This is a genomic window from Sphingomonas sp. P4_G2 (assembly GCF_056401155.1).
In genome coordinates, this window is sequence record NZ_JBFUJY010000001.1 from 619,706 (window position 1) to 644,868 (window position 25,163).

26 protein-coding genes are annotated in these 25,163 nt (G+C 64.8%); 15 read left to right on the top strand and 11 right to left on the bottom strand.

Going from position 1 to position 25,163, the window contains the following annotated elements:
• Positions 1-46 precede the first annotated feature (46 nt).
• The 3 genes from AC1DRD_RS02740 to AC1DRD_RS02750 all read left to right on the top strand — a co-directional run bounded on the left by AC1DRD_RS02740 (position 47) and on the right by AC1DRD_RS02750 (position 1,524).
• Complete coding sequence (locus AC1DRD_RS02740; protein ID WP_478040155.1) at positions 47-271, top strand: hypothetical protein; 225 nt, start codon at positions 47-49, stop codon at positions 269-271.
• 128 nt (positions 272-399) lie between these two features.
• Positions 400-702 carry a hypothetical protein gene (locus AC1DRD_RS02745; RefSeq protein WP_478040156.1) on the top strand — a complete coding sequence of 101 codons (303 nt, stop codon included), beginning with the start codon at positions 400-402 and terminating at the stop codon, positions 700-702.
• Between the two features lie 123 nt (positions 703-825).
• Entirely contained in the window at positions 826-1,524 is a 699-nt protein-coding gene (locus AC1DRD_RS02750) for a hypothetical protein (RefSeq protein WP_478027877.1), read from the top strand.
• Positions 1,525-1,548: 24 nt separating this feature from the next.
• On the opposite strand, the gene AC1DRD_RS02755 is transcribed toward AC1DRD_RS02750, so the two are convergent.
• On the bottom strand, positions 1,549-2,199 hold the full coding sequence (locus tag AC1DRD_RS02755) for a TetR/AcrR family transcriptional regulator (protein ID WP_478027878.1): 651 nt from the start codon (positions 2,197-2,199) through the stop codon (positions 1,549-1,551).
• A gap of 109 nt (positions 2,200-2,308) precedes the next feature.
• On the opposite strand from AC1DRD_RS02755, the gene AC1DRD_RS02760 reads away from it, so the two are divergent.
• On the top strand, positions 2,309-2,974 hold the full coding sequence (locus tag AC1DRD_RS02760; RefSeq protein ID WP_478040158.1) for an O-methyltransferase: 666 nt from the start codon (positions 2,309-2,311) through the stop codon (positions 2,972-2,974).
• A 72-nt stretch (positions 2,975-3,046) separates the two neighbouring features.
• Here AC1DRD_RS02760 and AC1DRD_RS02765 read toward each other — a convergent pair whose 3' ends face one another.
• The 5 genes from AC1DRD_RS02765 to AC1DRD_RS02785 all read right to left on the bottom strand — a co-directional run bounded on the left by AC1DRD_RS02765 (position 3,047) and on the right by AC1DRD_RS02785 (position 9,836).
• Positions 3,047-3,889 (bottom strand): DUF485 domain-containing protein, encoded by an 843-nt coding sequence (locus tag AC1DRD_RS02765; RefSeq protein ID WP_478027880.1) that lies wholly within the window; start codon positions 3,887-3,889, stop codon positions 3,047-3,049.
• Positions 3,890-4,124: 235 nt separating this feature from the next.
• Positions 4,125-5,450 carry a c-type cytochrome gene (locus AC1DRD_RS02770; RefSeq protein WP_478027881.1) on the bottom strand — a complete coding sequence of 442 codons (1,326 nt, stop codon included), beginning with the start codon at positions 5,448-5,450 and terminating at the stop codon, positions 4,125-4,127.
• A 2-nt stretch (positions 5,451-5,452) separates the two neighbouring features.
• Positions 5,453-7,642: a xanthine dehydrogenase family protein molybdopterin-binding subunit gene (locus AC1DRD_RS02775; RefSeq protein ID WP_478040159.1), complete on the bottom strand. Its 2,190-nt coding sequence runs from the start codon at positions 7,640-7,642 to the stop codon at positions 5,453-5,455.
• Entirely contained in the window at positions 7,626-8,078 is a 453-nt protein-coding gene (locus AC1DRD_RS02780; RefSeq protein WP_478027884.1) for a (2Fe-2S)-binding protein, read from the bottom strand. Before AC1DRD_RS02780 ends, AC1DRD_RS02775 begins: the two co-directional genes overlap by 17 nt.
• A 384-nt stretch (positions 8,079-8,462) precedes the next feature.
• Positions 8,463-9,836: a class II 3-deoxy-7-phosphoheptulonate synthase gene (locus AC1DRD_RS02785; RefSeq protein WP_478027885.1), complete on the bottom strand. Its 1,374-nt coding sequence runs from the start codon at positions 9,834-9,836 to the stop codon at positions 8,463-8,465.
• Between the two features lie 250 nt (positions 9,837-10,086).
• On the opposite strand from AC1DRD_RS02785, the gene AC1DRD_RS02790 reads away from it, so the two are divergent.
• Positions 10,087-10,671, top strand: a complete 585-nt coding sequence (locus AC1DRD_RS02790; RefSeq protein ID WP_478040161.1) for an alpha-ketoglutarate-dependent dioxygenase AlkB — start codon at positions 10,087-10,089, stop codon at positions 10,669-10,671.
• 76 nt (positions 10,672-10,747) lie between these two features.
• Positions 10,748-11,386: a DUF2490 domain-containing protein gene (locus tag AC1DRD_RS02795; RefSeq protein ID WP_478040163.1), complete on the top strand. Its 639-nt coding sequence runs from the start codon at positions 10,748-10,750 to the stop codon at positions 11,384-11,386.
• A 27-nt stretch (positions 11,387-11,413) separates the two neighbouring features.
• Here the strand turns inward: AC1DRD_RS02795 and AC1DRD_RS02800 are convergent, their stop codons facing one another.
• A complete protein-coding gene (locus AC1DRD_RS02800) occupies positions 11,414-11,794 on the bottom strand; it encodes a winged helix-turn-helix transcriptional regulator (protein WP_478040165.1) in 381 nt (126 codons plus the stop codon).
• Between the two features lie 87 nt (positions 11,795-11,881).
• Between AC1DRD_RS02800 and AC1DRD_RS02805 the strand changes: the two genes are divergently transcribed.
• Complete coding sequence (locus AC1DRD_RS02805; protein ID WP_478027891.1) at positions 11,882-12,616, top strand: SDR family NAD(P)-dependent oxidoreductase; 735 nt, start codon at positions 11,882-11,884, stop codon at positions 12,614-12,616.
• A gap of 96 nt (positions 12,617-12,712) precedes the next feature.
• Here the strand turns inward: AC1DRD_RS02805 and AC1DRD_RS02810 are convergent, their stop codons facing one another.
• Positions 12,713-14,221 (bottom strand): alpha/beta hydrolase, encoded by a 1,509-nt coding sequence (locus AC1DRD_RS02810; protein WP_478040167.1) that lies wholly within the window; start codon positions 14,219-14,221, stop codon positions 12,713-12,715.
• 86 nt (positions 14,222-14,307) lie between these two features.
• Between AC1DRD_RS02810 and AC1DRD_RS02815 the strand changes: the two genes are divergently transcribed.
• Positions 14,308-14,820: a MarR family winged helix-turn-helix transcriptional regulator gene (locus AC1DRD_RS02815; protein ID WP_478040169.1), complete on the top strand. Its 513-nt coding sequence runs from the start codon at positions 14,308-14,310 to the stop codon at positions 14,818-14,820.
• 91 nt (positions 14,821-14,911) lie between these two features.
• On the opposite strand, the gene AC1DRD_RS02820 is transcribed toward AC1DRD_RS02815, so the two are convergent.
• Positions 14,912-16,339 carry an 8'-apo-carotenoid 13,14-cleaving dioxygenase gene (locus tag AC1DRD_RS02820; RefSeq protein WP_478040171.1) on the bottom strand — a complete coding sequence of 476 codons (1,428 nt, stop codon included), beginning with the start codon at positions 16,337-16,339 and terminating at the stop codon, positions 14,912-14,914.
• A 95-nt stretch (positions 16,340-16,434) separates the two neighbouring features.
• Between AC1DRD_RS02820 and AC1DRD_RS02825 the strand changes: the two genes are divergently transcribed.
• Both AC1DRD_RS02825 and AC1DRD_RS02830 read left to right on the top strand, forming a co-directional pair.
• A complete protein-coding gene (locus AC1DRD_RS02825; RefSeq protein ID WP_478027899.1) occupies positions 16,435-17,016 on the top strand; it encodes a TetR/AcrR family transcriptional regulator in 582 nt (193 codons plus the stop codon).
• Positions 17,013-17,903: an alpha/beta fold hydrolase gene (locus tag AC1DRD_RS02830; RefSeq protein WP_478027901.1), complete on the top strand. Its 891-nt coding sequence runs from the start codon at positions 17,013-17,015 to the stop codon at positions 17,901-17,903. Before AC1DRD_RS02825 ends, AC1DRD_RS02830 begins: the two co-directional genes overlap by 4 nt.
• Positions 17,904-17,918: 15 nt before the next feature.
• On the opposite strand, the gene rfbB is transcribed toward AC1DRD_RS02830, so the two are convergent.
• Both rfbB and rfbA read right to left on the bottom strand, forming a co-directional pair.
• Entirely contained in the window at positions 17,919-18,977 is a 1,059-nt protein-coding gene (rfbB, locus tag AC1DRD_RS02835) for a dTDP-glucose 4,6-dehydratase (protein WP_478040173.1), read from the bottom strand.
• A complete protein-coding gene (gene rfbA / locus AC1DRD_RS02840; RefSeq protein WP_478040175.1) occupies positions 18,971-19,846 on the bottom strand; it encodes a glucose-1-phosphate thymidylyltransferase RfbA in 876 nt (291 codons plus the stop codon). The genes rfbB and rfbA overlap by 7 nt, the downstream gene beginning before the upstream one ends.
• Before the next feature lie 320 nt (positions 19,847-20,166).
• Between rfbA and AC1DRD_RS02845 the strand changes: the two genes are divergently transcribed.
• From AC1DRD_RS02845 to AC1DRD_RS02865, 5 genes are read left to right on the top strand one after another with little or no spacing between them, the layout of a single operon-like run.
• Positions 20,167-20,577 (top strand): GtrA family protein, encoded by a 411-nt coding sequence (locus AC1DRD_RS02845; protein ID WP_478040177.1) that lies wholly within the window; start codon positions 20,167-20,169, stop codon positions 20,575-20,577.
• A complete protein-coding gene (locus AC1DRD_RS02850; RefSeq protein ID WP_478040179.1) occupies positions 20,574-22,118 on the top strand; it encodes a hypothetical protein in 1,545 nt (514 codons plus the stop codon). The genes AC1DRD_RS02845 and AC1DRD_RS02850 overlap by 4 nt, the downstream gene beginning before the upstream one ends.
• Positions 22,115-23,230, top strand: a complete 1,116-nt coding sequence (locus AC1DRD_RS02855) for a DegT/DnrJ/EryC1/StrS family aminotransferase (protein WP_478040181.1) — start codon at positions 22,115-22,117, stop codon at positions 23,228-23,230. The genes AC1DRD_RS02850 and AC1DRD_RS02855 overlap by 4 nt, the downstream gene beginning before the upstream one ends.
• On the top strand, positions 23,227-24,213 hold the full coding sequence (locus AC1DRD_RS02860; protein WP_478027912.1) for a glycosyltransferase family 2 protein: 987 nt from the start codon (positions 23,227-23,229) through the stop codon (positions 24,211-24,213). The genes AC1DRD_RS02855 and AC1DRD_RS02860 overlap by 4 nt, the downstream gene beginning before the upstream one ends.
• Positions 24,210-25,163 carry a WxcM-like domain-containing protein gene (locus tag AC1DRD_RS02865; RefSeq protein WP_478040182.1) on the top strand — a complete coding sequence of 318 codons (954 nt, stop codon included), beginning with the start codon at positions 24,210-24,212 and terminating at the stop codon, positions 25,161-25,163. The genes AC1DRD_RS02860 and AC1DRD_RS02865 overlap by 4 nt, the downstream gene beginning before the upstream one ends.

The window sequence follows — 25,163 nt, forward strand, 5'->3', positions numbered from 1 at the left end:
TGCAGATGCCCAACCGCTGGCACGCACGCTGACCGCGTTTGCGCGCATGTACGAACCGCACGCGGCGCGCGAGGACACGATCTTGTTCCCCGCGTTCAAAAAGGCAGTCGGTCCCAAAGGCTATAATGAACTCGGTGACCAGTTCGAGGATATCGAGCGGCGCACCTTCGGCGGCGACGGTTTCGACATCGCGATCGACAAAATCGCCGATATCGAACGCCGGCTCGGTCTCGCCGATTTGAACGCCTTCACTGCGCCCGCCCTGACCTAACGAGGCGACATCACCCTAGCATTGTCCACTCATCCCGCCCGACGCACAGCCGGACAGAATCGGGATTGTTGGAGCCGCAATGCTCGGCTTGGGTCGATGGGCTCGTTAACCATTGGGAAGAGTGTGTGATGTCGGCGTCTGTAACAAAAATGGTCCCCGCGGCCGTGATTTTGCTTGGTGCGATGGGGTTGGGCGGCTGTGCCACCAAGAGCTATGTACGGGAGCAGATCGCTCCGGTGAGCCAGCGCGTCGATGCGCTCGAGGCGAAGTTGAACGAGACCGACGGCACCGCGAAATCGGCATTGTCGCAGGCGCAGGCCGCGTCCGGCCAGGCGCAGAACAACGGTCAGCGTCTCGACCAGCTCAATGCCCGGGTCGATGGCATCGAACAGCGGATGGCGGAGAGCCAGAAGAAGAAACCGCGCAATTGATGCCGCACGGCCGCATATGCCGATCGGCCCGGTGCTGATCGGCCGAATTCCGATCGGATCGCAATGTCGAGCGTCGCCCCTTTCTTCGGGGCGGCGCCCGTTTCGTGTTGAGCGCCTCCAGCGATGATCGGTATCCTGCTGGCGCTCGCTGGTCTTGCGCTCACCGTTCCCGCGTCCGCCCCGGCGGCGAAGCACGCTCGGCCGCCGGCAACCAAACCGGCGCCGCGGGCGGGCGATACGGCCAAAATCGAGGTGACCCAGTCGGCGGCGGCGACACGCGTTTTCGACTGGATCGCCGCGTCGGGAGACAATGGCGCGCTGCCCTATATCGTCATCGACAAGAACAATGCCGCCTTGTTCCTGTTCGACGCGAAGGGGCAACTGCTCGGCAAGGCGCCCGTGCTGATCGGGGTGGCCGTCGGCGACGAGGCGACGCCGGGCATCGGCAGCAAAAAGCTGGCCGAGATCGGCCCCGCTGAGAAGACCACACCGGCAGGGCGTTTCCTCGCCAGATACGGACTGGCCGCGGGCAGGCAAAAGGTGCTGTGGGTGGATTACGCCACGTCGGTCGCGCTCCATCCGATCCCGACAGGATACAATCCCAAGGAACGCCGTCGCCAGCGCATGGCGTCGCCGACGTCCGACGACAACCGCATTACGTTCGGGTGCATCAACGTGCCCTCGACCTTCTACACTAAGAGCGTGCAGCCCTTGTTCCGCAAGAAGGGCGGCTATGTTTATATCCTGCCCGACACCAAGTCGCTCGAGGCGGTCTTTCCGCTCTTGCTGGGGCAGGCGGTCGCGAGCGGCGGTTCGCACTGATCGTCGCTCTGGCGGGCGTCGTCGTTACGTCGGCCAGGAGGAAGGCTGGGCCGTCAGTCGCTCGAGATAGGCACATAGCATGTCGGCCAGCGCCTCCGACCAGTCGACAATCTCGGTCTCCGTCCGCTGCGTCTCGGAAAAGCTGCTGCCTACGCCGCTGAGTGTCATCTTGATGAGATCCCCGGCAAGCATCCGTTTATGGTCGGGCACGTCCGGCAGCGCCTCTTGCAAGAACGTGCGGAAGATCTTGGCGTTTTCCTTCTTCGCTTCGATTGCTTCCGGCGCATCGCGGTAGAGCGGTGCCGCGTCGCTCAAGGCGGTACGGATCGCCGCTTCCTCGCATTCGGACCGGATGAAGGCGTGGACCAGACGGCGAACGCGGACGTGCGGTGGGGTGGTCCGGTCTTCGAGGATGCCCCGCAGCAGCGCCGAGGTTCGCTGCCACTCGTCGCTCTGCAGGCGGAACAATATCGCGGCCTTGTTCGGGAAATATTGGTACAGCGAGCCGACGCTCACGCCGGCGCGCTCGGCGACTCGCGCGGTGGTGAAACGCCGGGCGCCTTCCCTCATCAAAACCTGAACAGCCGCATCGAGCACGGCCTCGACCAACTGGTTCGAGCGTGTCTGCTGGGGCTGTTTGCGCGAGGTAATGAAGGTGCTGCGAGCGGCGGTCATGCGGGCATCCTGCCAATGCGAATAGTCAAAGCTGACGAACTAGTCGTATTTTCCGTTCCGGCAGGCAAGTCCTGCTGCACAGCCAAGATCGCACCTGGAGAAAACCCAAATGACCACGCTTTCGAGCGCCCCTGTGGCGCCTCTTCTCGCGCGCCTGTTCGCCGACGCCGATGCCAATCCGCCGGCACGAAGCCCGGCCTTTGCCGGCGTGACCAGCGAAGACCGCGGCCGAATGATGCGCAGCAAGACCGATTATCGCGATTTCTACGCCCAGCTCAGCGACTTCGCGCTGCCGGTGTCGCGTGAAGTCGGCGGCCTGCTCTACATGCTGGCCCGCGCCACTAATGCCCGTTCGATCGTCGAGTTCGGTACCTCGTTCGGCCTGTCGACGCTCCATCTGGCGGCGGCGCTGCGCGACAATGGCGGCGGGCGGCTGATCACCAGCGAGTTCGAGCCCGGCAAGCTGGCGACGGCCAAGGCTAATCTGGCCGAGGGCGGGCTGGTCGACTTGGTCGAGTTTCGCGAAGGCGATGCGCTGGAGACGCTGGCGGTCGACCTGCCCGAGACGATCGACCTCGTGCTGCTGGACGGCGCCAAGGCGCTGTACTCGGATATTCTCGACCGGGTGGAGAGCCGGTTGCGGCCGGGCGCGATCCTGATCGCCGACAATGCCGATTATTGCCCCGAATATCTCGAGCGGGTCGGCAATATCGCCAATGGCTATATGTCGATGCCGTTCAGCGACGAGGTGGAGTTTACAATCCGGCTCGGCTGATCCGCGGCTACGTTATCGACGCGATTGGCGGCCCGGTTGCCGTGAGGAACCGGGCCGCCATGCGCTTCATGCTTATTTCGCGGTGCTGACCCCGCACTGCTTCTGTTCCATCGGAATCTGCTTGGTGATGCGGGTGGCGTTCTCGGCATAGGCCTCGGTCACCGAACCACTGTTGACGGTCTTGCCACGCAGCGGACTCACGCCTTGGCAGAGGTGGAAGACGTGCGGTGTCGAGGACTTCTTGGCGCCGTTCTCCGGAGCGATCCAATAGACGAGGTCCTGGCCGGCCGGGTGGGCGGCATCCTTGGTCGCCTCGGCCACCGCATTGGAGTCCCTGGCGATATCCTTCGCCTGATCGGCAACCTCGGGCGAACAGGCCGTGGTCGGCTCGCCGGCTTTGATCTGGGCCGCGCATTTGTTCATGTCCTGGGTATATTGCTCGGTCGACGGCGGCTTGAAGTCCACGCCGATCACGGTGGCGACCAGCGCCAGAACGACCCCGATGCCGCCGGCGATCTTCTTGTTCTTCGGATCCATGTCCTTGTCCAGGAAGATCAGGGCAATCAGCGGGAGGAAGGCGATCACCGTAATGATCGCGCCGAGCTGGTTCTGGACGAAGAACCGGAATGCGTCCGCTCTAGTGGCCGGATCCTGCCTGTTGGCCGCTTTCCACATCAGGCTGCCGGCAATCGCGAACACTGCGATCACCACCAGAAGGCCGATCAGCAACGCAAGGTTGCCATGGTCAAACTTGTGCTGCTTGAGCATGACGATACCGGCGATCTCGGTGCCGATGGCAACAACCCAGGCGAGCGCGGCGAACAGGCGAAGTCGCTTGGCGGCAGATTGCTGGCCCTGTGACGCTTGCCAGTCTTTGGTGACGTCGACGTCTGCGCCAGGATTGGTGTCAGGCATGTTCAGAACCCCCCTTATCGACCTTCGACACGGCGGGCAGCGGTCGGGAAACCTGGGCCACCTCGCGCAGCGTCTTCAAGACCTTGTTCGCGAACAGCCTAACCGACGTCGCCGGTTGGAACCAGCAATAATCGCCGGCAGCATTCACCGGTAACAATCGCTTGCCGACTCTGCCGGCGCCGCCATCGCGATTTCGCCAGTCACCGTAATTCTAAAGGCAACGTCCCGTCGTCGTTCAGTTTTGCTGCCGCAAACGAGCGACTTCCTTTGGCGTGATGTTCGACTTTGCGGCGCCGAAACGAGCCGTCACATAGTTGGCGGCGGACGCGATTTCCGTGTCGGAATAGGATGCGGCAAAGCTCGGCATATAGGGGCGGCCGGAACCGGGCTTCCCGGCGCCGTTGAGGATCATCGCCGCCACGTTCGCCGCCGTCGGATCGTTGACCGCGCGCACGCCGGTCAGCCGGGCCTCCTCGACGATGGCCCCGGCGCCCGTCCAGGCATGGCAACTGGCGCAACTGCCCTCGAACACCCGTTTGCCGACCGGGTTGTCGATCGATGCAAGCTTGGGCGAGGCCGGAGCCGGGCCGGCGGGTTGCGGCGAGCGATCGCTGCGAATGGCAGGCACCGTCTTCAGATAGGTGATGATCGCGGCGAGATCGGAAGGGGTCAGTTTCGACAGGCTCAACGCTACCGCTTCGCCCATCGGGCCGGATGCGCCTCCGCGTCCCTGTGCGTGACCGGTCGACAGATAGGATGCAAGCTCGGCATCGCTCCAGCCGCCAATGCCGCTGACGCGGTCGCCGGTGATGTTATAGGCATTCCAGCCTTCGGCCACGCCGCCCGCGAATTTGTTGCGCTGGTCGAGCGCCTGCATCAGGTTTCGCGGCGTATGGCATTCGCCGCAATGACCGGCGGCTTCGACGAGATAGGCGCCGCGATTCCACGCCGCGCTGCGCTCGCTGACCGGACGGAAGCGCCGGTCGCTGTTGAAGAAGGCCGACCAGATTCCCATCAGCCAGCGCTGATTGAACGGGAAGCCGAACGTGTTGGGTTTGTTCGCCTGCTTCACCGGCGGAAGCGAGAACAGATAGGCCTTGATCGCCAGCACGTCGGCGTCGGTCAGCATCGTGTAGGACGCGTAGGGAAAGGCTGGATAGAAACGTGATCCATCGGGCGCGACACCCTTGTGCACGGCATCGAGGAATTGCGCGTCGGTCCATTTGCCGATCCCGGTTTCCGGATCCGGCGTGATATTCGGGGTATAGATCGTCCCGAACGGGAGGACGAACGGCCGCCCGCCCGCGAACGGCCTCCCGCCTTTGGCCGTATGGCACGCCTCGCAATCGGCCATCCGGGTGACATAGTCCGCGCGCGTCCGTGGGTCGGCGGTCGCGAGCTCCGCCGGCAACCCGGTCAGCGTCTTGTCCGGATAGCTGGCCAGCTCCACCTGCGTGCCCCCCGCAAAGCTATAGGGACCGGGCTGAAAGACCATGCGGCCGATGATCGCCGCCACGAGCACGACGATCGCGCCCGCCAGAAGCAACAGGTTCCGCCGCATCCTCAAGCCCCCTTCGCGATGAGTGCGCGGTCGATCGGCATGCGCGTGAGCTGCACGCCGGTTGCCGCATAGACGGCGTTGGCGACGGCGGGTTGCGTGACCACGGTTCCCGGCTCGCCGATCCCGCCCGAATTCTCGCTGCTCGGCACGACATGCACTTCGATCGCCGGCATCTCGTCGATGCGGATGATGCGATAGTCGTTGAAATTGCCCTGCTCGACCGCGCCCCCCGTAAAACTGATCTTGCCGAACAGCACCGCCGACAAGCCAAAGGCTGCCCCGCCCTGGATCTGCGCTTCGAGGATATTGGGGTTGATGACCTTGCCGACATCGGCGGCGATCACCAGGCGCGTGACGCTCACATCTCCTTCGTCGCTCACCGCCACGTCCGCGATCGCGGCGAGAAAGCTGCCAAAGGCGTTCATCAGCGCGATCCCGCGTCCGCGCCGCCCCCCGGATGGCAGGGATGGCGCCGGCGTACCCCAACCGGCCTTGTCCGCCGCCAGGTTCAACACGCCCAGCGCGCGCGCGTTCTTTTCGAGCAGATTTCGTCGAAAGGCGAGCGGATCGACGCCGGTCTTGCGCGCGATCAGATCCATGAAGCATTCGATCGCGAAGATGCTGCCATTCGGTCCGACGCCGCGCCAGAAAGCGACCGGCACCGCGCTTTCGTGGCGGATAAATTCGACCAGTCGGTCCCCGACCGCATAGGGCACCTCGGCCGCCCCATCGACCGCATCGACATCGATGCCGTCCTTGAACGCCGGCGGCAGCCAGTGCGCCATGACCGATCCGCCAGTGACGCGGTGATGCCAGGCCGTGATCCGCCCGTTTTCCAGCCGGGCCTTCAGATGTTCGTGATAGAGCGGGCGATAGAGTTGCTGGCGGATATCCTCTTCACGCGACCAGATCACCTTGACCGGTCCGTCGACCTTGGCGGCGATCCGCACTGCCTTGACAACGCCGTCGACCTCGAGCCGACGGCCGAAGCCGCCGCCGATCAGGTGGTTGTTGACCGTCACCTTGTCGGGCGTGATGCCCAATGCCGTGGCGGCACCGGCCTGAGCGAAACCGGGCACTTGCGTCCCGGTCCACAATTCGCAGGCGCCGCCCTGCACGTGCACGGTGCAATTGGTCATCTCCATCGGCGCATGAGCGAGATAGGGGAGCTCGTAGCTCGCATCGAACAAGGTACCGTCCTTGAGCTTGGCGAGCGCGTCGCCTTCCTTCTTGGCGACGGCCCCGGAGCCCTGCGATGCCTTTTCCAGGTCGGACCACAATTTCGCCTGGTCGAGCCCGGCATTGGCTCCAGGCGCCCAGTCGATCGCGAGCGCGTCCAGCCCCTGCATCGCCGACCAGGTGCTGTCCGCGACGACCGCGACGAGATCGTCGAGCACGACCACCTGCCTGACGCCGGGGACGGCGAGCGCCGGCGCCTGATCGACCTTGCCGACCTTGCCGCCGAGCACGGGCGGCGATCGCAACGTCGCGAATTTCATGCCCGGCAGCATCACGTCGATGCCGTAGACCGTCTTGCCGATCGCCTTGTCCGGCGTATCGATGCGATGCACTGGCTTGCCGATCAGACGGAACCGGGCCGGATCCTTGAGCGCGACCTCGGCCGGCGGCTTCAATCGCGAGGCGGCGTCGGCCACCTCGCCATAGCGCAACGAGCGGCTGCTCGCGGTATGCGTGATCACGCCGTTTTCGGTGGTGAGGCTGGCGGCGTCGACCCGTAACCGCGCCGCGGCGGCCGCCACCAGGAGCGCACGCGCGGTCGCGCCTGCCTTACGCAGTGGTCCGCTCCACGCCATGGTCGTGGTCGATCCGCCGGTGGCCTGCACGACGAACACCGGGCTGCCGTAATTGGCCTGATCGGGCGATGCGTGCGCGGCGACCACCTTGTCGAGCGCGACGTCGAGTTCCTCGGCGATGCACTGGCTCTGCGAGGTATAGACTCCCTGGCCCATTTCCACTGCCGGCAGCGTGAAGGTCACCCGGTCGTCGGGCGCGATGTGAATGAAGGCGTTGAAGCGCTGGCCGGTCGGCACCGGCTCGGGCGCACTCGTCATGGCGGCGCGCGCGGCGCTCCACGGCAGCTCGATCGCGACAAGCAGCCCGGCGGCAAGCGCTCCACCTTGCAGTACCGCGCGGCGCGACAGGCCGATGGCGGCGTCAGGAGCGGGCGGCATGCTTGATCCCCTCACGGATGCGCACATAGGTACCGCAGCGGCAGAGATTGCCGGCCATCGCCGCATCGATATCGGCATCGTCGGGCGCGGGATTGCCGGCCAGCAGCGCGGCGGCCGACATGATCTGTCCCGGCTGGCAATAACCGCACTGGATGACCTCCAGATCGATCCATGCTTTCTGTATCTTCGCGCCTGCGGGGGTGTTGCCGACGCCTTCGATCGTCGTGATCGCACGGTTGCCGACGCGTCCCACCGGGAGCTGGCAGGATCGGACGGCGACGCCGTCGAGATGAACTGTGCACGCGCCGCATTGGGCGATCCCGCAGCCGAACTTGGTGCCGGTCATTCCCAGCAGGTCACGCAACATCCACAATAATGGCATATCTGGCGGAGCATCGACGTCGCGCTTTTCGCCGTTGATCGTGAACTCGGGCATCGACCTGCCTTTCGCCTATCCTGGTGGATGCGAAACGCCCGGATCAGGAGTCGCCCTGGTTCCGGGCACGCACACAACTCCAGCACGAATACTGCGGCAGAGACTTATCATCCCGGCCGGGTGTAGCGATAGGTTATTCCGCCGTTCGACGCACGAGAAGATTCGCCATGTCGACCTCCAGACCTGCATGGCACGCCGCTCGACTGCCTGGTGAGCGGCGGTCGATCCTTGTCTGACTTCGGCCAGGGGCGACGTCCAATATGCCTGTTTCGACAGAATCCCGTGGGAGCTCTGGCGGCCCGGTCCAGCCAGTCAGAATGCCCGATCCCGATGACGGTTTTCCCAATAGCCGCCATGCGGAATCGGTCTCATAGCGGCCCTTTTTTAAGCCGCCTCCGCCCGCCGCTGCCTGAGTTCGTCATTCAGCATCTCGGCCAGCAGGAACGCCAGCTCCAGGCTCTGCCCCGCGTTCAATCGCGGATCGCAATGCGTGTGGTAGCGGTCGGCCAGGCTCTGCTCAGTGACGTCGACCGCGCCGCCGGTGCATTCGGTGACGTTCTGCCCGGTCATCTCGGCATGGATGCCGCCGGCGAAGGTGCCCTCGGCGCGGTGCACGGCGAAGAAGCCGCGGACCTCGGCCAGGATGCGCTCGAACGGGCGGGTCTTGTAGCCATTGGCGGCCTTGATGACGTTGCCGTGCATCGGGTCGCAGCTCCAGATCACCGGATGGCCTTCGCGCTTCACCGCGCGGACCAATTTGGGCAGGCCGGCCTCGATCTTGTCATGGCCATAGCGCGTGATCAGCGTCATGCGGCCGGGCACGCGGCCCGGGTTGAGCGTGTCGAGCAGGCGCAGCAGCACGTCGGGCTCCAGGCTCGGCCCGCACTTCAGGCCGATCGGGTTGCCGATCCCGCGGAGGTACTCGACATGCGCCGATCCGTCGAACCGCGTGCGGTCGCCGATCCACAGGAAGTGTGCGCTGGTGTCGTACCAGTCGCCGGTCAGGCTGTCCTGCCGCGTCATCGCCTGCTCGTATTGGAGCAGCAACGCCTCGTGGCTGGTGTAGAATTGGGTCTGGCCGAGCTGCGGCACGGTGTCGGGGTTGATCCCGCACGCTTCCATGAACTCCAGCGCCTCGCCGATCCGGTCGGCGGTCTCGGCGTACTTCTTGGCCCAGGGGCTCGAGCCGAGGAAATCGTGCGTCCAGCGATGTACCTGGTGCAGGTTCGCGTACCCGCCCTGCGCGAAAGCACGCAACAGGTTGAGCGTCGCCGCCGATTGCGAATAGCCCTGGATCATCCGCTGCGGATCGGGGATCCGGCTTTCGGGCGTGAAGGCGATGTCGTTGACATTGTCGCCGCGATAGCTTGGCAGCTCGACGCCATCGATGATCTCGGTATCGGCCGAACGCGGCTTGGCGAATTGGCCCGCCATGCGGCCGAGCTTCACCACCGGCAGCTTCGACGCGAAGGTCAGCACCACCGCCATCTGCAGGATCACGCGGAACGTGTCGCGGATGTTGTTGGGATGGAATTCGGCGAAGCTCTCGGCGCAATCGCCGCCCTGAAGCAGGAACGCCTTGCCCTCGACCACGCGCGCGAGATCGGTCGTCAGGTTGCGCGCCTCTCCGGCAAAGACCAACGGCGGATAGCTGGTCAATTGCTTCGTCGCGGCGGCGAGCGCCGCGGCGTCGGGATAATTGGGCAACTGGCGTGCCTCATGCGAGGTCCAGCTATCGGGGGCCCATTTGGCGGCCATGATCGTCACTTTGCTTGTCGGTAAAGGGGCAAGTCCCATGCGCCGAATCAACTTTTGTCGCAACAAAGGAAAAGTCGATCACGCTGATCGCACGGCTTTGCGTCCGCGGCGTTTCCTTCGTGGGAGCGTCGGCGAAATAGTGTCCGGTGCTATTCAGGTGATCGGTAAAGGCGCGGAAGGTTGGGGGGAGAGCCACGAGCCTTGACGCAACCCGCCTTGCATGTTCCCTGATTGTTCACATATCGCACCCGTGACCCGAGATCTGTTCGACATGCCGCCGGTCCCCGGCCTCCACAGCCGCTCCGACTTCCTCACCCGGGCGGAGGAAGGCGCGCTGATTGCCGCGATCGACGCTGTCGAGCTCGCCCCGTTCCGCTTCCAGCAATGGACCGGCAAGCGCCTCACCCACAGTTTCGGTTGGCAATATGATTTCCAGTCGGGCGAGCTCGGCCGGGGCGAACCGATGCCCGACTGGCTTCTGCCGATCCGCGATCGCGCCGCTACTGCCGCCGGACTGGCACCCGACGCGCTCGTCCAGGCGCTGCTGCTGCGCTACGATCCCGGCGCGGGGATCGGCTGGCACCGCGACCGTCCGATCTACGACCAGGTCGTCGGCCTCTCGCTCGGCGCGCCGGCGACGATGCGCTTCCGCCGCAAGCAAGACGAGCGTTGGCGTCGCGTCAACGTGCCCCTCGAGCCGCGCGGACTCTACCATTTGTCGGGAGAGGTTCGGCATGATTGGGAGCACAGCATCGCTCCGATCGACCAGTCTCGTTGGTCGATCACGTTCCGATCCTTCTCGGCTCAAGGCTTGAGGGTAGCCGCAGCGGCCTGATTTCGCTGACTCGAATACGAGGGATGCACGCGGCTTCCACTTCTGCCATGACACAAAAATGTCATGGAAATGTCATGTGACGATCGGCGCCTTCTTGCTCGCGGTGCTTCCCTCATCCGCCGAGGCCGATGACGGCCAGGTCTGGCTGAGCGCCAATGCCCGTGGTCCGGTTGCCGGCCGAGTTGAACTAGGCGTCGAGACGAACGAGCGGTTCGGCCGCGACGGGGAAGGCGGCCTGTACGAAAGCGAGAACATCGCCATGCTCGGGCTTCGTTTCGACGGGGCGACCCTGGCCGCGGGGTATGTTCGCGACATTGTCTATCATGGCGGTAGTGCGACGATCGAACAGCGCGCGCGTCAGGATTTCAGCGTCGATCATCTCGCCAGGATCGGGCCGCTGGTCATTGGGGCGCGGTTGCGCGCCGAAGAGCGCTGGCGCGAGGGATCGAGCGGCACGGGCGTTCGGATCAGGCCGTTCGTCCGGCTGACCTTGCCGGTCACCGGCAAATTGAACCTGCTCGCCAGCCATGAGAGTTTCGTCAATCTGGGCGCCGGCGCCGGCCAGCGTGGCGGTTACGACCGCACGCGCAACTTCCTCGGCATCGGCGTGCCGCTGGCCAAGCGAGTCGGCGTCGAGATCGGCTATCTCAATCAATGGACCCGGGGCGCGCGTACCGTCGGCGCTGCGGCGTTCACCCTGGGGTGGCGCTGGTAGGGCGAATTCGTCGTCGGAACTGGCGCATCACGCGCGCTGCTGCTCGTCCCACGTTGCGCGCTCGGCAAAAATCTGCGCGACCGTGTCCATGTTTTCGCTGCCCCAGTTGCAGAGCGGCGTCAGTGCTTCGGCCAGGCTGTGGCCAAGCGGGGTAAGCGTATAGTCGACCCGCGGCGGCACTTCCCGGTAATCGTTGCGCGTGACGATGCTGTCGGCTTCCAACTCCTTCAGTTGCTGGATCAGCATCTTGTCGCTGACGCCGCGGACTGCGCGCTTGAGCTCGCCATAGCGGTTTGGGCCCTGGATCAGGAAATAGATGATCAGCGGCTTCCACTTGCCCGCGATCACACGAAGCGTGGCGTCGAGACCGCAGGAGAAGCCGGGGACGCAGGATGGAATGGTAGACATAATCGATACTTACCAAAAGGTGCATACTTGTCGATAGGTGGGTGCTTCGCCAGCTACGTGCCAGCGCTAAGATGAAAGGCACGAGACATGAAAAGACTGAATGGCAAGACGGCAGTCGTGACGGGTGGCGGCACGGGTATCGGTCTGGGCAGCGCACGACGCTTCATCGAGGAAGGCGCCTTCGTCTATATCTTTGGACGCCGGCAGGAGGCACTCGACAAGGCTGCTGCGGAACTGGGTCCGAATGCCCGCGCGGTGCAGGGGTCGGTCACCGATCAGGCCGATCTCGACGGGTTGTTCGAGACGGTGAAGGCCGAGCGCGGCGGCCTCGACATCCTGATGGCCAATGCCGGCTTCGGCGAACTGGTACCGCTCGGGCAGATCACCCGAGACCAATATGATGCGGCGTTCGACATCAACGTCAAAGGCGTGCTGTTCACGGTTCAGACCGGGCTACCCCTGATGGGTCCGGGCGGTTCGATCATTCTGACCGGTTCGACCGCCGGTGTAATGGGCACGCCGGCGTTCAGCGTTTACAGTGCGACTAAGGCAGCCGTGCGCAACTTCGCCCGCGGCTGGGCGCAGGATCTGCGCGGCACCGGCATTCGCGTGAACGTATTGTCGCCCGGACCGACCCTGACCGAGCTTGCCGAAGAGGCGGTCGGTCGCGACGCGATGATCGAGATGGGATCGGGCACGCCGATCGGCCATGTCGGCGATCCATCGGAGATCGGTGCGGTAGCGGCCTTCCTGGCGTCCTCGGACAGCAGCTTCATGACCGGCGGCGAAGTGTTCGCCGATGGTGGATTCGCGCAGATCTGACGCACCCTGGCGGTGGCTACTCGGCCGGCGCCCCGGAAAAGGGGCGCCGGCCTTCGGTATGTGTGTGCGGCAGTGGGATGGGAATGCACGCAAGTTTCAGCGCGACGACCGGCTAGGCGGCGCGAAGGCGGGAACTTCGAACCTGGGCGCAGCCAGCGACACCTCTGTCGGCAACTCCCGCGTGTTTCCGGTGCGCAGGAAATCGTAGATCGCCTGCTTGGCGCCGGGGCTCTCGCGCAATTGGTAAAAGGCGCCGTCATGCCCGGCGCGGTGCACGAGGATGGCATGGCCATTGGGGAAATAGGGCAACAGACCGAGCGTGTTCTCGACCGGCGTCGAAGTGTCCCAGTCGCCATGTACGAAGACGACCGGGATCGGCGTCACGCGCGGACACCGCACCGCGTCGCCCATGTCGGGCGTCGGCCAGTCGGGCGCTGACACCAGGTTTGCCTCGAAATTCCAGCTGCCCAGCAGGTCCAGCGCGGGATCGGTGCGCATCTGATGCTCGCGATCCGCCGTGACGCCCAGGCTGCTGTCGGCGAGCGGGCCGATCAATTTGACCGGGCCCGCCCGCCGGTCCTCCATCGTCTGGCGCGCCCATGCGTCGTAATGGCCATAATAGAGCGACAGGATGAAGGCAGGCCAATGCTCAGCCTCATCGGTGCGCGCCAACAGGGCGAGCTGCAAATCTTCCGCGCCGAGCACGACCGTCTGCGCCTTGCCGGCATCGTCGCGGATAGTCACCCGGATCGGCGCCGTGGCGAAGCGCTGGTGCAGGGCGCGTACCGCCGCCATCATCCCGCCATCGGGCAGATAAGGCGCCAGGCCAGGATCGCGATCGGCGTCATAGGCGATGCGCTGGAGCGCGGCGAAGACGTGCGATGGCATGTCGAATCCGTTGTTCAGCGGCTCGACCGACGAGAGCACGGCGCGGGCGACGATCTCGGGATGGAAGCGCATCACCGCGAGCGACCATTGCGAGCCGAAACTGCCGCCGAACAGGTTGATCTTGTCATAGCCGAGCGCTCGCCGCAGATCGTCGACATCCGCCGCGAACGCGTCGATCGTGTAGCCGGACAGGTCCTTGTCGGGATTATACGCGACCGCCCGCCGGGCGAGCGCCTGCATCGCGCGGCTGTCGGCCTGGACCGAGGCCGGCTGGTCGAGCGGGGAGGCGGCGGCGGTTTCGACGAGCATCTCGCCGCGGCTGGTATAGCCGCGCTGCTCGATCACGACGAGGTCGCCCGCCGCGCCGAAGGTCAACCACGACCGCAAGCGGCTTTGCGCGCCTTCGCTCTTGTCCGTGAAGGCGCCGAGCACGCTCAGGCCGGGGCCGCCGGGAAGCCAGAAAATAGGCGGCGCGCCAGTCGGATGGGGTGCCTTGATCCGCGCGAAGCCGATGCCGATGCGGCGGCTCGTCGGCTTGCCGCGATTCTCGGGCACATAGAGCGTGCCGATCTCATAGCGGACGGTCTCGCCGGTCGGGAGCGTCACATGTCCCTGTTCGATCACGATCCGATCGCTCGTCGCCTGCTGCGCCGAAGCGGGCATCACCTGAAAGAACGGCGCCAACGCTAACAAGGCGAGCATTCGAATCGATCGCATGACAGTTCCCCGCAGGACGGCTTGCGGTCGATTGCACTCCAATATATATCTTCATGTCAAGATACTTGATATGAAGATTGTTGTGTATGGCTGAGCAAGCATCCGTTCTCGCGGAGGAGGATATCGTCGACCAATTGCTCCGCGACTGGGCGCGCGAGCGGCCCGACCTGGACGTATCGGCGATGGCGGTGGTCGGCCGCCTGCTGCATCTGGGCGGACTGCTTCAGGCGCGGGCGGGCGAACGGCTTCGCGAGCATGGAATCGGCTATACTGAACTCGACGTACTGGCCACGCTGCGGCGGTCGGGTGCGCCTTATCGCTTGAGCCCAACGGCGCTCAGGAAATCCGTGCTGCTGACGTCCGGCGCGATGACGGCTTGTCTCAACAGATTGGAACAGCGCGGATTGATTTCCCGAACCCCGGACGAGACCGACCGCCGATCGCTTGTGGCGATGCTCACGGACCGGGGCGTGCAGCTGATCGACGAAGCGATCGCCTCTCACTTCAAGGCGGCCGAGCGGACGGTGAACGGGCTCGATCAAAGCGAACGCGCGGAGCTCGCGCGGTTGCTGCGAAAATTCAGACTTCAGCTTGAGTGATCGCCTGCGGGACCCGTGTCGTTCTTTGAAGGGGGCGGATCAGTAGACCCGCCCCACTTCCAAACGGGTCGGAAACAGCGCCTAAGCTACCTCACCCGTTCGCCACCCAATTGCCGTGGAAGCCCGGCGGTACGCGGTGAGGGATGCGGATGCTGGCGACCGGCGGTTCCGCGAAGCGCGTCGCGTCGATGATCACGAGATCAGTGGTCTCGTGCGGCAGGTCGATCACCAGCCCGACCATCCAGCCGTCGCCTTCAGGCGCATCCTCGCTGCGCGGCACGAACACGAATTCGCCCGGATAGCGGCCCTCGCCGAACTCGTGGACTTCACGCGTCCCGGCTTCCAGGTCTTGCTTGTAGAGCTTGGTCGCACCGACCGCCCATTCGCCTTCGGGTAGCGCCATCGTATAGGCGTAGCGATAGGGCTGGCCGAAGAAGCGCTCGTCGGGGCGGGGGAATTCCTGCGGGCTAGCATCGATCGTGCGGCGGTCGATCGTCTTCGCGACCGGGTCGATCGTCCAGCGCTCCAGCCCCAGCGAGGTGCCCGACGGCCCGCCGGTCGCCTCGGCGAACATCGTGTCATAGACGCACGCGTCGAGCACGACCTTTCCGTCGGAGGTGTCATAGGCATTGGCGACGTGGAAGATATAGGTCTGCGGGCAATCGACCCAGACGATCTCGTCCTCGCCGCCATTGCGCGGTAACAGGCCGACCCGCGCCTGGTGTTCGGGGTTCCAGCGATAGGGGAAACCGTGCCCGCCGATCAGCGCCTTCATCGAGAAGGTGACCGGCAGATCGAGGATCAGCGCATAGCGGTCGGTGATCGCGCAATCGTGGATCGATGGGCCATGCTGGACCTTGATCGGCAGTTCGCGGACGACCCTGCCGTCGCGATCGATCACGACGTGGCGGACGATGTCGGGCTGGGTCGCTTCATAGCAGATGGCATGGTTCTCGCCCGTCCTGGGATCGAGATGCGGGTGCGCGGTGAAGCTACCCAGCAGCGTGTCATCGAACGGATTGTAGGTTTGCTCCTCCAGCGTGTCGGACAGTTCGACCGGATAGCTGCCCGCCTCGACCAGCGCCCAGGTGCGCCCGGCGATGCCGAGGACGTTGGTGTTGACGGTGTCGAAGCTCGCGTGGCGCGGGCCGGGTGCCGACGGCATGCCGGTTTCCGCCGCGACCTGCTTCGACCGGATCCAGCGATTGCGATACCACAAGGCCTTGCCCTGTTTGAGCGCGATGCCGTGGACCATGCCGTCGCCGACGAACCAGTGATAGCCCTTGGCCTCGGGCTTGGCGGGGTTCGGACCGATCCGCAGATAGCGGCCATCGAGCTCCGTCGGGATCGTGCCGGTGACCGGCAGATCCTCCAGCGTGACTTCGCGATCCATCGGCTTGTGGATACCGGTCAGGAACGGATGGTCCTGCTCGGGCATGCGCTTGCGGTTGAATTCGGCGACCACGCCGATGCCCTTGGTGACGGTGCCCCGGATTGCATTTTCGATCACGCTCGCCATGACTGGTCTCCGACTCGATGTTTATGGCGTCAACATATCGATCATGGTAACAGTGTCAACATGGATTTGGTCTTGAACAGAAGAAGCACGGGTTAGTGGCGAAAACCTCCTATCATCATGGCGACCTGCGCGCGGCGCTGATCGCCGAGGGGTTGCGCCTGCTTGCGGCGCGCGATGCCGAGGATCTGTCGCTGCGCGAGGTCGCGCGCGGTGTCGGGGTCAGCGCGACCGCGGTTTACCGCCATTTCCCCGACAAGGCGGCGTTGATGGCCGCGCTCGCCGCCCAGGGGCTCGACATGCTGAGTCAAGTGCAGCACGCCGCCTATGACGCGGCGGGCGGCGGGGTCGCGGGATTCAATGCGACCGGCGCGGCCTATGTCCGTTTTGCGCTGCTCCACACCGCCTTGTTCCGTCTGATCTTCGCCAACCCGCCGACCGGCAAAAGGGTGGAGCTCGCGGACTCCCCCGACAATGCGATGCGCTTCCTGATGGAGAATGCAGCGAGACTCGCCCCGCCGGGGATGGAGGCGCGTATCTTCGCGCTGCAATCCTGGTCGGTGGCACACGGTCTCGCCATGCTGATCATCGATGGGCAATTGCATGTCGACGACAAGACCATCGACGCGGTGATCGATGCGCATATGATGGCGGTGAGCGACGAGAGGAAATCCGGATGAAGGCCCAGGCGAACGGCATCGAGATCGAATACGAGACCTTCGGGGAACCGACTGATCCGGCGGTGCTGCTGATCATGGGCCTGGGCGCGCAGCTGACCCGCTGGCCGTTACCGTTCGTCGAGGACCTGGTCGCGCGCGGCTATTTCGCGATCCGCTATGATAATCGCGATATCGGCCTGTCGACCAAGTTCGACGGCGCCCCGGTGCCCGAACTGCCGGCGCTGATCGGCGCGATGATCGCCGGACGAAAGCCCGACGTGCCCTATTCGCTCAACGACATGGCCGCCGATGCGGTCGGCCTGCTCGACGCGCTCGACATCCGGCGCGCGCACATCATGGGCGCGTCGATGGGCGGGATGATCGCGCAATTGGTTGCGGCGGAATATCCCGACCGGGTGTTGTCGCTGACCTCGATCATGTCGTCGACCGGCAATCCCGGCCTGCCGCCGTCCAAGCCCGAGGCGATGGCGGTGCTGACCTCACGCCCGACCGGCAACGACCGCGAGACGATGATCGCGCACGGCCTGCGCGCCGAAAAGATCATTGGCAGCCCGGGCTATCCGGTCTCGGAGGACGTGATGCGGGCACGCGTCGAACGCGACTTCGATCGCATGCATTATCCCGCCGGGCCCGGTCGGCAACTCGCCGCGGTGGTCGCAAATGGCGACCGCCGTGCGGCGATCGCGACGATCAAGGTGCCGACGATGGTGATCCACGGCGCCGACGACCCGCTCGTACCGGTCGAGGCCGGGCGCGACACCGCCACGACGATCGCGGGCGCGCAGATCACCGAAGTGCCGGGGATGGGCCACAATCTGCCCGAGGCGCTGATCCCGACCGTGCTCGACGCGTTCGAGAAGGTAGCCAAGCAGACCGCTCCGGCCTGAGCCGGGGAAGCGGAGTCAGGCGCGCCCGAGCCGCTCGCCGGCATAGCGGCCGCTGCGGATCGGCTCCCACCACCAGCGATTGGCGAGGTACCAGTCGATCGTCTGCGCCAGCCCGTCCTTGAAGTCGTGCTGGACGCGCCAGCCTAGCTCGCGTTCCGCCTTGTCGGGGTCGATCGCGTAGCGGCGGTCGTGTCCGGGACGGTCGGTGACAAAGCTGATCAGCGAGCGCCGCGGCGACTGTCCGTCGGTGCCCAGGCGCTCGTCGACCAGGTCGCAGATCGCCTCGACCACTTGCAGGTTGGTGCGCTCCTCACGCCCGCCGATATTGTAGCTTTCGCCGATGCACCCCTTGGTCAGCACCAGGTCGAGCGCGCGGGCGTGATCCTCGACATGCAACCAGTCGCGGACATTCTCGCCCCGGCCATAGACCGGCAACGGCTTGCGATCGATCGCGTTGAGGATCGTCAACGGGATCAATTTCTCGGGAAAATGGAATGGTCCGTAATTGTTCGAACAGTTCGATAGCACGACCGGCAGCCCATAGGTTTCGTGCCAGGCGCGAACGAAATGGTCCGACGCGGCCTTCGACGCCGAATAAGGCGAGGAGGGCGCATAGGGTGTGGTCTCGGTGAACACGCCGCTGTCGAACGGAAGGTCGCCGAACACTTCGTCGGTAGAAATATGATGGAACCGGAAGTGGGCGCGGCGATCGGCGGGCAGAACTTGCCAATAGTCCGTCACCGTCGCCAACAGCCGGACCGTGCCAAGCACGTTGGTAGTGACGAATATCTCGGGTCCGTCGATCGAGCGGTCGACGTGACTCTCGGCAGCGAGATGCATGACGCTGTCGACATTCTCCTCGCGCAGCAGCACGCCAACCAGCTCGCGATCGGCGATATCGCCGTGGACGAAGCGGTAATTGGGCGCCTGCTCGACCGAGGACAGCGAAGCGAGGTTGCCGGCATAGGTCAGCTTGTCGAGATTGACCACGCGTGTGCCTCCGCCCACCAGCAGGCGAACCACGGCGGAACCGATGAAGCCGGCCCCGCCGGTGACGAGGACGGTTCTCACCAATCGGTGCTCGCGCGGCGGCGAAGATAGGTCGCGTAATCGGTCTTGCCGAGCAGGTCGGCGCGCTTCAGCATCGCATCGGCATCGATCCAGCCCATGTCGAACGCAATCTCCTCGGGGCAGGCGATCTTGATTCCCTGGCGATGCTCGATCGTCCTGACGAACGACCCGGCGTCGTGCAGGCTGTCATGCGTCCCGGTGTCGAGCCAGGCGTAGCCACGGCCCAGTTGGACAACCGACAGGTCGCCACGCTCGAGATAGATTGTGTTCACATCGGTGATCTCGAGTTCGCCGCGGGGCGACGGGCGGATCGACCGCGCGATCTCGGTAATGTCGCTGTCGTAATAATAGAGCCCGGTCACTGCCCAGCGCGATTGCGGCTTGGCCGGCTTTTCCTCGATGCTGGTGGCGCGCCTGGTCCCCGGATCGAAGGTGACCACGCCATAGCGTTCGGGATCCTCGACCTGATAGGCGAACACGGTCGCGCCGCGCTCGCGCTCGCTGGCGGACTTGCACAAGGCGCCGAGGCCCGAGCCATGGAAGATATTGTCGCCCAGGATCAACGCCGCCGGGCCACCGCCGACGAAATCGGCCCCGATGATGAAGGCTTCGGCCAGGCCGTTCGGCTCAGGCTGTTCGGCATAATCGAGATTGATGCCGAACGCCGAACCGTCGCCGAGCAACTGCCGGAACAACGGCAGATCTCGCGGTGTCGAGATGATCAGGATGTCGCGGATGCCACCGATCATCAGCGTCGAGATCGGATGATAGATCATCGGCTTGTCGAACACCGGCAGCATCTGTTTCGAGACGGCCAATGTGGCGGGATACAGCCGGGAGCCCGAACCCCCCGCGAGAATGATTCCCTTCATATGCCGGGCGATATCGGGCGGGGGAGGGAGATACAAGCTGATCGGCGGTTCGGCTCGAGGAGCTGCGCAAAGCCGCCGCGCCACGCGGCCACGCGACCGTTGCGCGGCGCTCGGATTGGCTTTACCCGCCGTCGCAAGTACCATCGGTGCCGAGCAGGCCCGCGAGACGAGGGGACGAAAATCATCATGCTATTTTCGGGCTCGCCGTTCGCGCTGTTCGTCCGGCACGGCGCCACCTAGGTGGCGCCGTGAAGATCGATTTTTAGCCTACCACCTTTCGTGGGCCCGTCCACGCTGCACCATTCCTAGAGCCGGATAGCATGTCACAGGATAAAGGCGATGTCGGCGCGCCCGGCCTGCAGTTGCGAAAGGCCGATATCTGGCAGATCGTCCGCTTCCTGGCGGTCGGCGTGCTCAATACGGCGTTCGGATACATAGTCTTCGCGGCCGGAATCCTCGCGGGCCTGTCGAGCGGGATCGCGCTGGCGATCGCGATGGTGATCGGCGTGATCTTCAATTTTTTCACGTTGGGCCGCCTGGTATTCGATAGCCGCGATCCGACGCGCTTGCCGCGTTTCGTGGGGGTATATGCGCTGACCTATATCGTGAACCTGATGCTGCTGAGGCTGTGGGAAGGGGCAGGCGTCGGCCCGTTGGTGGCGCAGCTCGCATGCTTGCCGGTGACGGTCAGCCTGACCTTCGTGCTGATGCGTTTCCTGGTGTTCCGGTGAGCGGGGTTATCCGCGACACCGCGCCGGCGTCCACGCGGCAGACGTGGCTTGCGGGCGGCTGGCTGATGGTGGCGCTGCTCGCGTTGCGCGCGGCTATCCTGCTACTCGGTCCCGGCGTCCTGAACGGTGACGGTTTCCTGTATGTAAGCGCTGCCCAGCACCTCCTGCAACACGGCCAGATGCCACCGGCCACCGCGCAGTCGCGATCCTTTTCCGTCGTCCTGGCGCCGGTGATCGCGTTCCTGGGGCACGACGCGATCTGGAATCCGGTGCCGTTCAGACGGTTGGGACAGCCCATCGCCGACGCGATGCACGTCGTGCAAATTGCGTTTGACGTGGCGCTCGTGGCATTGCTGATGCACTTCTATCGCCAGGTCGGCCCGCGCAATCGCTGGGCCTATCTCATCGGTATGGGGGTGATCGCGCTTCAGCCGATTACCGCATCCTGGACCAATTTCGTCGTTCCCGACTCGCTGGCGACGTTCGGACTGTTCGTCGGGTTGTATCTGCTGGCGGCGGCGGCGATCGACGGGGCGGTGTGGCGTCCTGCCCTTGGCGGGCTGCTGGCGGGAGTAGCCGCTTTCTTGCGGATCGACCTTCTGCCGTTACTCGTCCTGTTGCTCGTGCCGTGGTGCTTGCTGCTGGTGCGCCGTGGAGGGCGCAAGGTGATCGCCGGGACCGCGCTCGCGCTCGCGTTATTTGCCGCTCCAATCCTGGGCATGATGGCGCTGCAATATGCCAGCCAAGGCGAACCCCGGTATGTGAATTCGGGCGCCAAGGATAATCCGAATAACGCCCGGCCCGGCTATTTTACCTGGACCCGCGCCTGGCTGCTTACACCAGGTGAATTTCACGATTTCGCCTTTGCCGAGGGCAATGCGGGCTGGCATGGGTTCGCCGTGGAGAATTATCCAGCGCGCGCCTTTGCCGACACTGCCGGTCGCGCCGACATCGCTGCGGCGCTCCAGGCATGGCAGACGGGCGGCTACACGCCGGCGGTGGACGCACGTTTTGCGGCGGCTGCCGAGCAGCTGCGTGCGGCGCGGCCGCTCCAGGCGTTCGTCACCGCACCGGCCGCGCGGACGGTGCAATTGTGGGGCAGTGCGGATGGCGGCGCCGCGCTCACTACTATCTTCGGCCTGTCACCCCCGCCTCTCGTGTCGCGATTGGTGGCGGCCACCGTCGTGCTTCTCAAGATCGTCTTGATCCTTTTTACGCTGATCGGGTCGTGGGCACTGGCGCGGCAGGTCGTCGCGTCGCGCTTCGCCCTCAGCGCCGTTCTCGATTGGCCGCAGGCCCTTGGCATTCTGTCGCTGGCGGCGTTGCTCGGCCGGGCGGCCGAAATGTTGGTCCTTAACCTAATCTATGCCAGCGCGGTGATGGAATCGCGCTATGTGATCGAGACATGGCCGTGCCTGATCGTGCTGGCTGCGCTGGGCTATCGCGCGACAATCGCGCGGTTCTCGCGCGACGCCGCGACGCCCGCCGTCGTGGTGCCGCCGAGTAGCGAAGCGAACGGTTCCTTCGGAGTTGCCCGATGACGTCGATTCCGATGAACGATCTGCGCCGGCGCTATGCGCGTCACGAGGCGGAGCTGTCGTCGGTCGCGCTCGACGTGCTGGCGTCGGGCTATTGGATCAACGGGCCCCGCACCGCCGCCTTCTGCCGCGACTTCGCCGCAGCGACCGGTGTCGCGCATTGCGTCGGCGTGGCGAATGGCAGCGATGCGTTGGAGATCGCGTTGCGCTGCCTGGTCACCAATCCGGCGCGGCGCGAGGTAGTGACCGTTGCCAATGCCGGTGGTTACACGACAACGGCCTGCCGGCTGATCGGGTTGACGCCGGTCTATGTCGATATCGAGGAGCGGTCCCAGCTGATCGATATCGACCATGCCGTGGCAGGGGTCGGGCCGGCGACGGGCGCGGTCGTCGTCACACATCTTTACGGCGGCCTGGTCGATGTCCCCGCCTTGCGCGCCGCGTTGGATACCGCCGGGCATGCCGATGTGCCGGTCATCGAGGATTGCGCCCAAGCGCACGGCCTGCGCGGCTGCGGGGCTGGAGCGGGCGCATTCGGCGAGCTGGCGACGTTCAGCTTCTACCCGACCAAGAATCTCGGCGCGCTTGGCGATGGCGGGGCGATCGTAACCGGCGATGCCGAGCTGGCCGCCCGGGTCGCGCAATTGCGCATGTACGGCTGGGGCGGCAAATACGACGTGGTGACCGCCGGCGGTCGCAACTCGCGGCTCGACGAGCTGCAGGCGGCGTTGCTGTCGGCGCTGCTCCCTCATGTCGACGCCGACAATGAGCGGCGGCGGGAGATCATCGCTCGCTACGCGGCGGCGGTCGTCGCCGGCACCGCGATCGTGTCGAGCCAGCACGGAACCGTCGGTCACCTTGCCGTAATGCTCACCGACGATCGCGATCGCCTGGAAACGCATCTCAGGGAACGGGGCGTGTCGACCGACATCCATTTCCCAATTCTCGACTGCGACCAAGCCGGTTGGGCGACCGGCGACCAGCGGATCGGTCCAGGAGGGCTCGATATCAGCCGTAGGTCCGTCAAGCGCATCCTGAGCGTGCCGTGCTTCCCGGAAATGACCGACGACGAAGTCGCACAGGTGTGCGACGCCCTAAGGTCCTATTCGGCATGAGCTCGGTTCGCGCTGCTGACGACGCCTCGGGGATCGCGGCACCGTCGCGCTCGCTGATTATCCCCGTCTATCTCAATGAGCTCAACATCCCGCCGCTGCTGGTGGCGCTGACCGAATTGCATCGCACGCTCGACGGCGATCTCGAGGTTGTCTTCGTCATCGACGGTTCGCCCGACGCTTCGGGCGAGGTGCTGGCCCGCGCTCAAGCGGGCCTGTCTTTCCCCTCGCGCATCGTCTTCCACAGCCGCAATTTTGGGTCGTTCACCGCGATCCGGACTGGGCTCGAACACGCGTCGGGACGGCTGTTCGCCGTGATGGCGGCCGATCTTCAGGAACCCCCCGAACTGATCGCGCGATTCTTCGCGACGCTGGAAGCCGACGAATGCGATATCGTGTTCGGCCAGCGCGTCAAACGCAACGATGCGCCGCTGCGCGACGCATTGTCGCGCACCTTCTGGTGGCTGTATCGCAAGCTGGTGATCTCGGGCGTGCCGCGCGGCGGCGTAGACATTTTCGCGTGCAACCTTGCCGCACGCGAAGAACTGCTCGCCATCGAGGAGCCTAACAGTTCGCTGATCGCGCAATTGTTCTGGATCGGCTTTCGTCGGTCATTCGTCACCTATGAGCGCCGCCCGCGCGAGATCGGCACTAGCGCGTGGGGGGTTGGTCGCCGGCTGCGCTACATGATGGACAGCATCTTCTCGTTTACCGACTTGCCGCTCATCCTGGTCCTGTGGGTCGGCGTTGTCGGAGTGCTGATCAGTCTGGTATTCGGCATCGGCGTGGCGATCGCGCGATTGACGGGAGAAATCACCGAACCGGGCTACACGACGCTGGCCCTGCTGATAACATTCTTCGGATCGGCGATCCTGGCCGTGCAGGGGATCATCGGATCCTATCTGTGGCGGACGTTCGAGAACACCAAGCGCCGGCCGCTGCGCATCGTTGCGCGAATCGTCGATGGCGGCGGGAAAGAACTATGACCAGCGATACGCCTCTTTTCGTCCATTCTGCCGGCCTGTGCGAGAGCAGGAATGTGGGCAGCGGCACGCGCGTCTGGGCGTTCGCGCATATATTGCCCGGGGCCAAGATCGGCCGTGACTGTAACGTCTGCGACCATGTTTTCATCGAGAATGACGTCGTCGTCGGCGATGCCGTGACGATAAAGTGCGGCGTTCAACTGTGGGACGGGCTGAGGGTCGGCGACAATGTTTTCATCGGCCCCAACGCGACTTTCAGCAACGACCTTCACCCAAGATCGAAGCAATATCCCGAGGCATTCGTGGAGACGGTAATCGAGGACGGCGCGTCAATCGGTGCCAATGCGACGATCCTTCCCGGTATCCGAATCGGCCGCGGCGCGATGGTCGGGGCAGGGGCCGTGGTGACGCGGGACGTTCCGGCGCATGCGACGGTGGTCGGCAATCCCGCGAGAGTGGTCAAACGGGACGAGGTACAGCCCGCTTCCGATACGATAGTGCCCGGCGACGCGGTGGGTCAGGCGATCGGGTCGCGGCTCAACCTTCCGGTGAAGGGGTGCTTCATCGAACGGCTGCCGCATTTCGTCGATCCGCGCGGTAGTCTGGTGCCGTTCGAGGCGGGCAAAGGCGTGCCGTTCGCTCCGCAGCGGATATTCCTGGTCCACAACGTCCCCGGGGACGGCGTGCGCGGCGAGCATGCGCACCGCGCCTGCGAGCAATTCCTGATCGCCGCGCATGGCGCGCTGTCGGTGTCGATCGACGATGGCGCGACCCGTGCCCAGATCCGTCTCGAGGACCCGACCATCGGCCTGTACCTCGCGCCGATGACGTGGGGGACGCAATACGATTTCAGCGCTGACGGCGTGCTGCTGGTCGCGGCGTCACACGGCTATGACGCCGAAGATTACATCCGCGACCACGACCTTTTCAGGAGCGATGTGGCGGAACGCTGA

Bases quoted from the DNA above. Each gene is read 5' to 3' on its own strand.
- AC1DRD_RS02740 (WP_478040155.1), top strand. From the start codon at position 47: ATGTACGAACCGCACGCGGCGCGCGAGGACACGATCTTGTTCCCCGCG.
- AC1DRD_RS02745 (WP_478040156.1), top strand. From the start codon at position 400: ATGTCGGCGTCTGTAACAAAAATGGTCCCCGCGGCCGTGATTTTGCTT.
- AC1DRD_RS02865 (WP_478040182.1), top strand. From the start codon at position 24,210: ATGACCAGCGATACGCCTCTTTTCGTCCATTCTGCCGGCCTGTGCGAG.
- AC1DRD_RS02780 (WP_478027884.1), bottom strand. From the start codon at position 8,078: ATGCCCGAGTTCACGATCAACGGCGAAAAGCGCGACGTCGATGCTCCG.
- AC1DRD_RS02860 (WP_478027912.1), top strand. From the start codon at position 23,227: ATGAGCTCGGTTCGCGCTGCTGACGACGCCTCGGGGATCGCGGCACCG.
- AC1DRD_RS02770 (WP_478027881.1), bottom strand. From the start codon at position 5,450: ATGCGGCGGAACCTGTTGCTTCTGGCGGGCGCGATCGTCGTGCTCGTG.
- AC1DRD_RS02815 (WP_478040169.1), top strand. From the start codon at position 14,308: ATGGCTGAGCAAGCATCCGTTCTCGCGGAGGAGGATATCGTCGACCAA.
- AC1DRD_RS02805 (WP_478027891.1), top strand. From the start codon at position 11,882: ATGAAAAGACTGAATGGCAAGACGGCAGTCGTGACGGGTGGCGGCACG.
- AC1DRD_RS02765 (WP_478027880.1), bottom strand. From the start codon at position 3,889: ATGCCTGACACCAATCCTGGCGCAGACGTCGACGTCACCAAAGACTGG.
- rfbA (WP_478040175.1), bottom strand. From the start codon at position 19,846: ATGAAGGGAATCATTCTCGCGGGGGGTTCGGGCTCCCGGCTGTATCCC.
- AC1DRD_RS02800 (WP_478040165.1), bottom strand. From the start codon at position 11,794: ATGTCTACCATTCCATCCTGCGTCCCCGGCTTCTCCTGCGGTCTCGAC.
- AC1DRD_RS02855 (WP_478040181.1), top strand. From the start codon at position 22,115: ATGACGTCGATTCCGATGAACGATCTGCGCCGGCGCTATGCGCGTCAC.
- AC1DRD_RS02755 (WP_478027878.1), bottom strand. From the start codon at position 2,199: ATGACCGCCGCTCGCAGCACCTTCATTACCTCGCGCAAACAGCCCCAG.
- AC1DRD_RS02845 (WP_478040177.1), top strand. From the start codon at position 20,167: ATGTCACAGGATAAAGGCGATGTCGGCGCGCCCGGCCTGCAGTTGCGA.
- AC1DRD_RS02820 (WP_478040171.1), bottom strand. From the start codon at position 16,339: ATGGCGAGCGTGATCGAAAATGCAATCCGGGGCACCGTCACCAAGGGC.
- AC1DRD_RS02785 (WP_478027885.1), bottom strand. From the start codon at position 9,836: ATGGCCGCCAAATGGGCCCCCGATAGCTGGACCTCGCATGAGGCACGC.
- AC1DRD_RS02810 (WP_478040167.1), bottom strand. From the start codon at position 14,221: ATGCGATCGATTCGAATGCTCGCCTTGTTAGCGTTGGCGCCGTTCTTT.
- AC1DRD_RS02750 (WP_478027877.1), top strand. From the start codon at position 826: ATGATCGGTATCCTGCTGGCGCTCGCTGGTCTTGCGCTCACCGTTCCC.
- AC1DRD_RS02830 (WP_478027901.1), top strand. From the start codon at position 17,013: ATGAAGGCCCAGGCGAACGGCATCGAGATCGAATACGAGACCTTCGGG.
- AC1DRD_RS02775 (WP_478040159.1), bottom strand. From the start codon at position 7,642: ATGCCGCCCGCTCCTGACGCCGCCATCGGCCTGTCGCGCCGCGCGGTA.
- AC1DRD_RS02760 (WP_478040158.1), top strand. From the start codon at position 2,309: ATGACCACGCTTTCGAGCGCCCCTGTGGCGCCTCTTCTCGCGCGCCTG.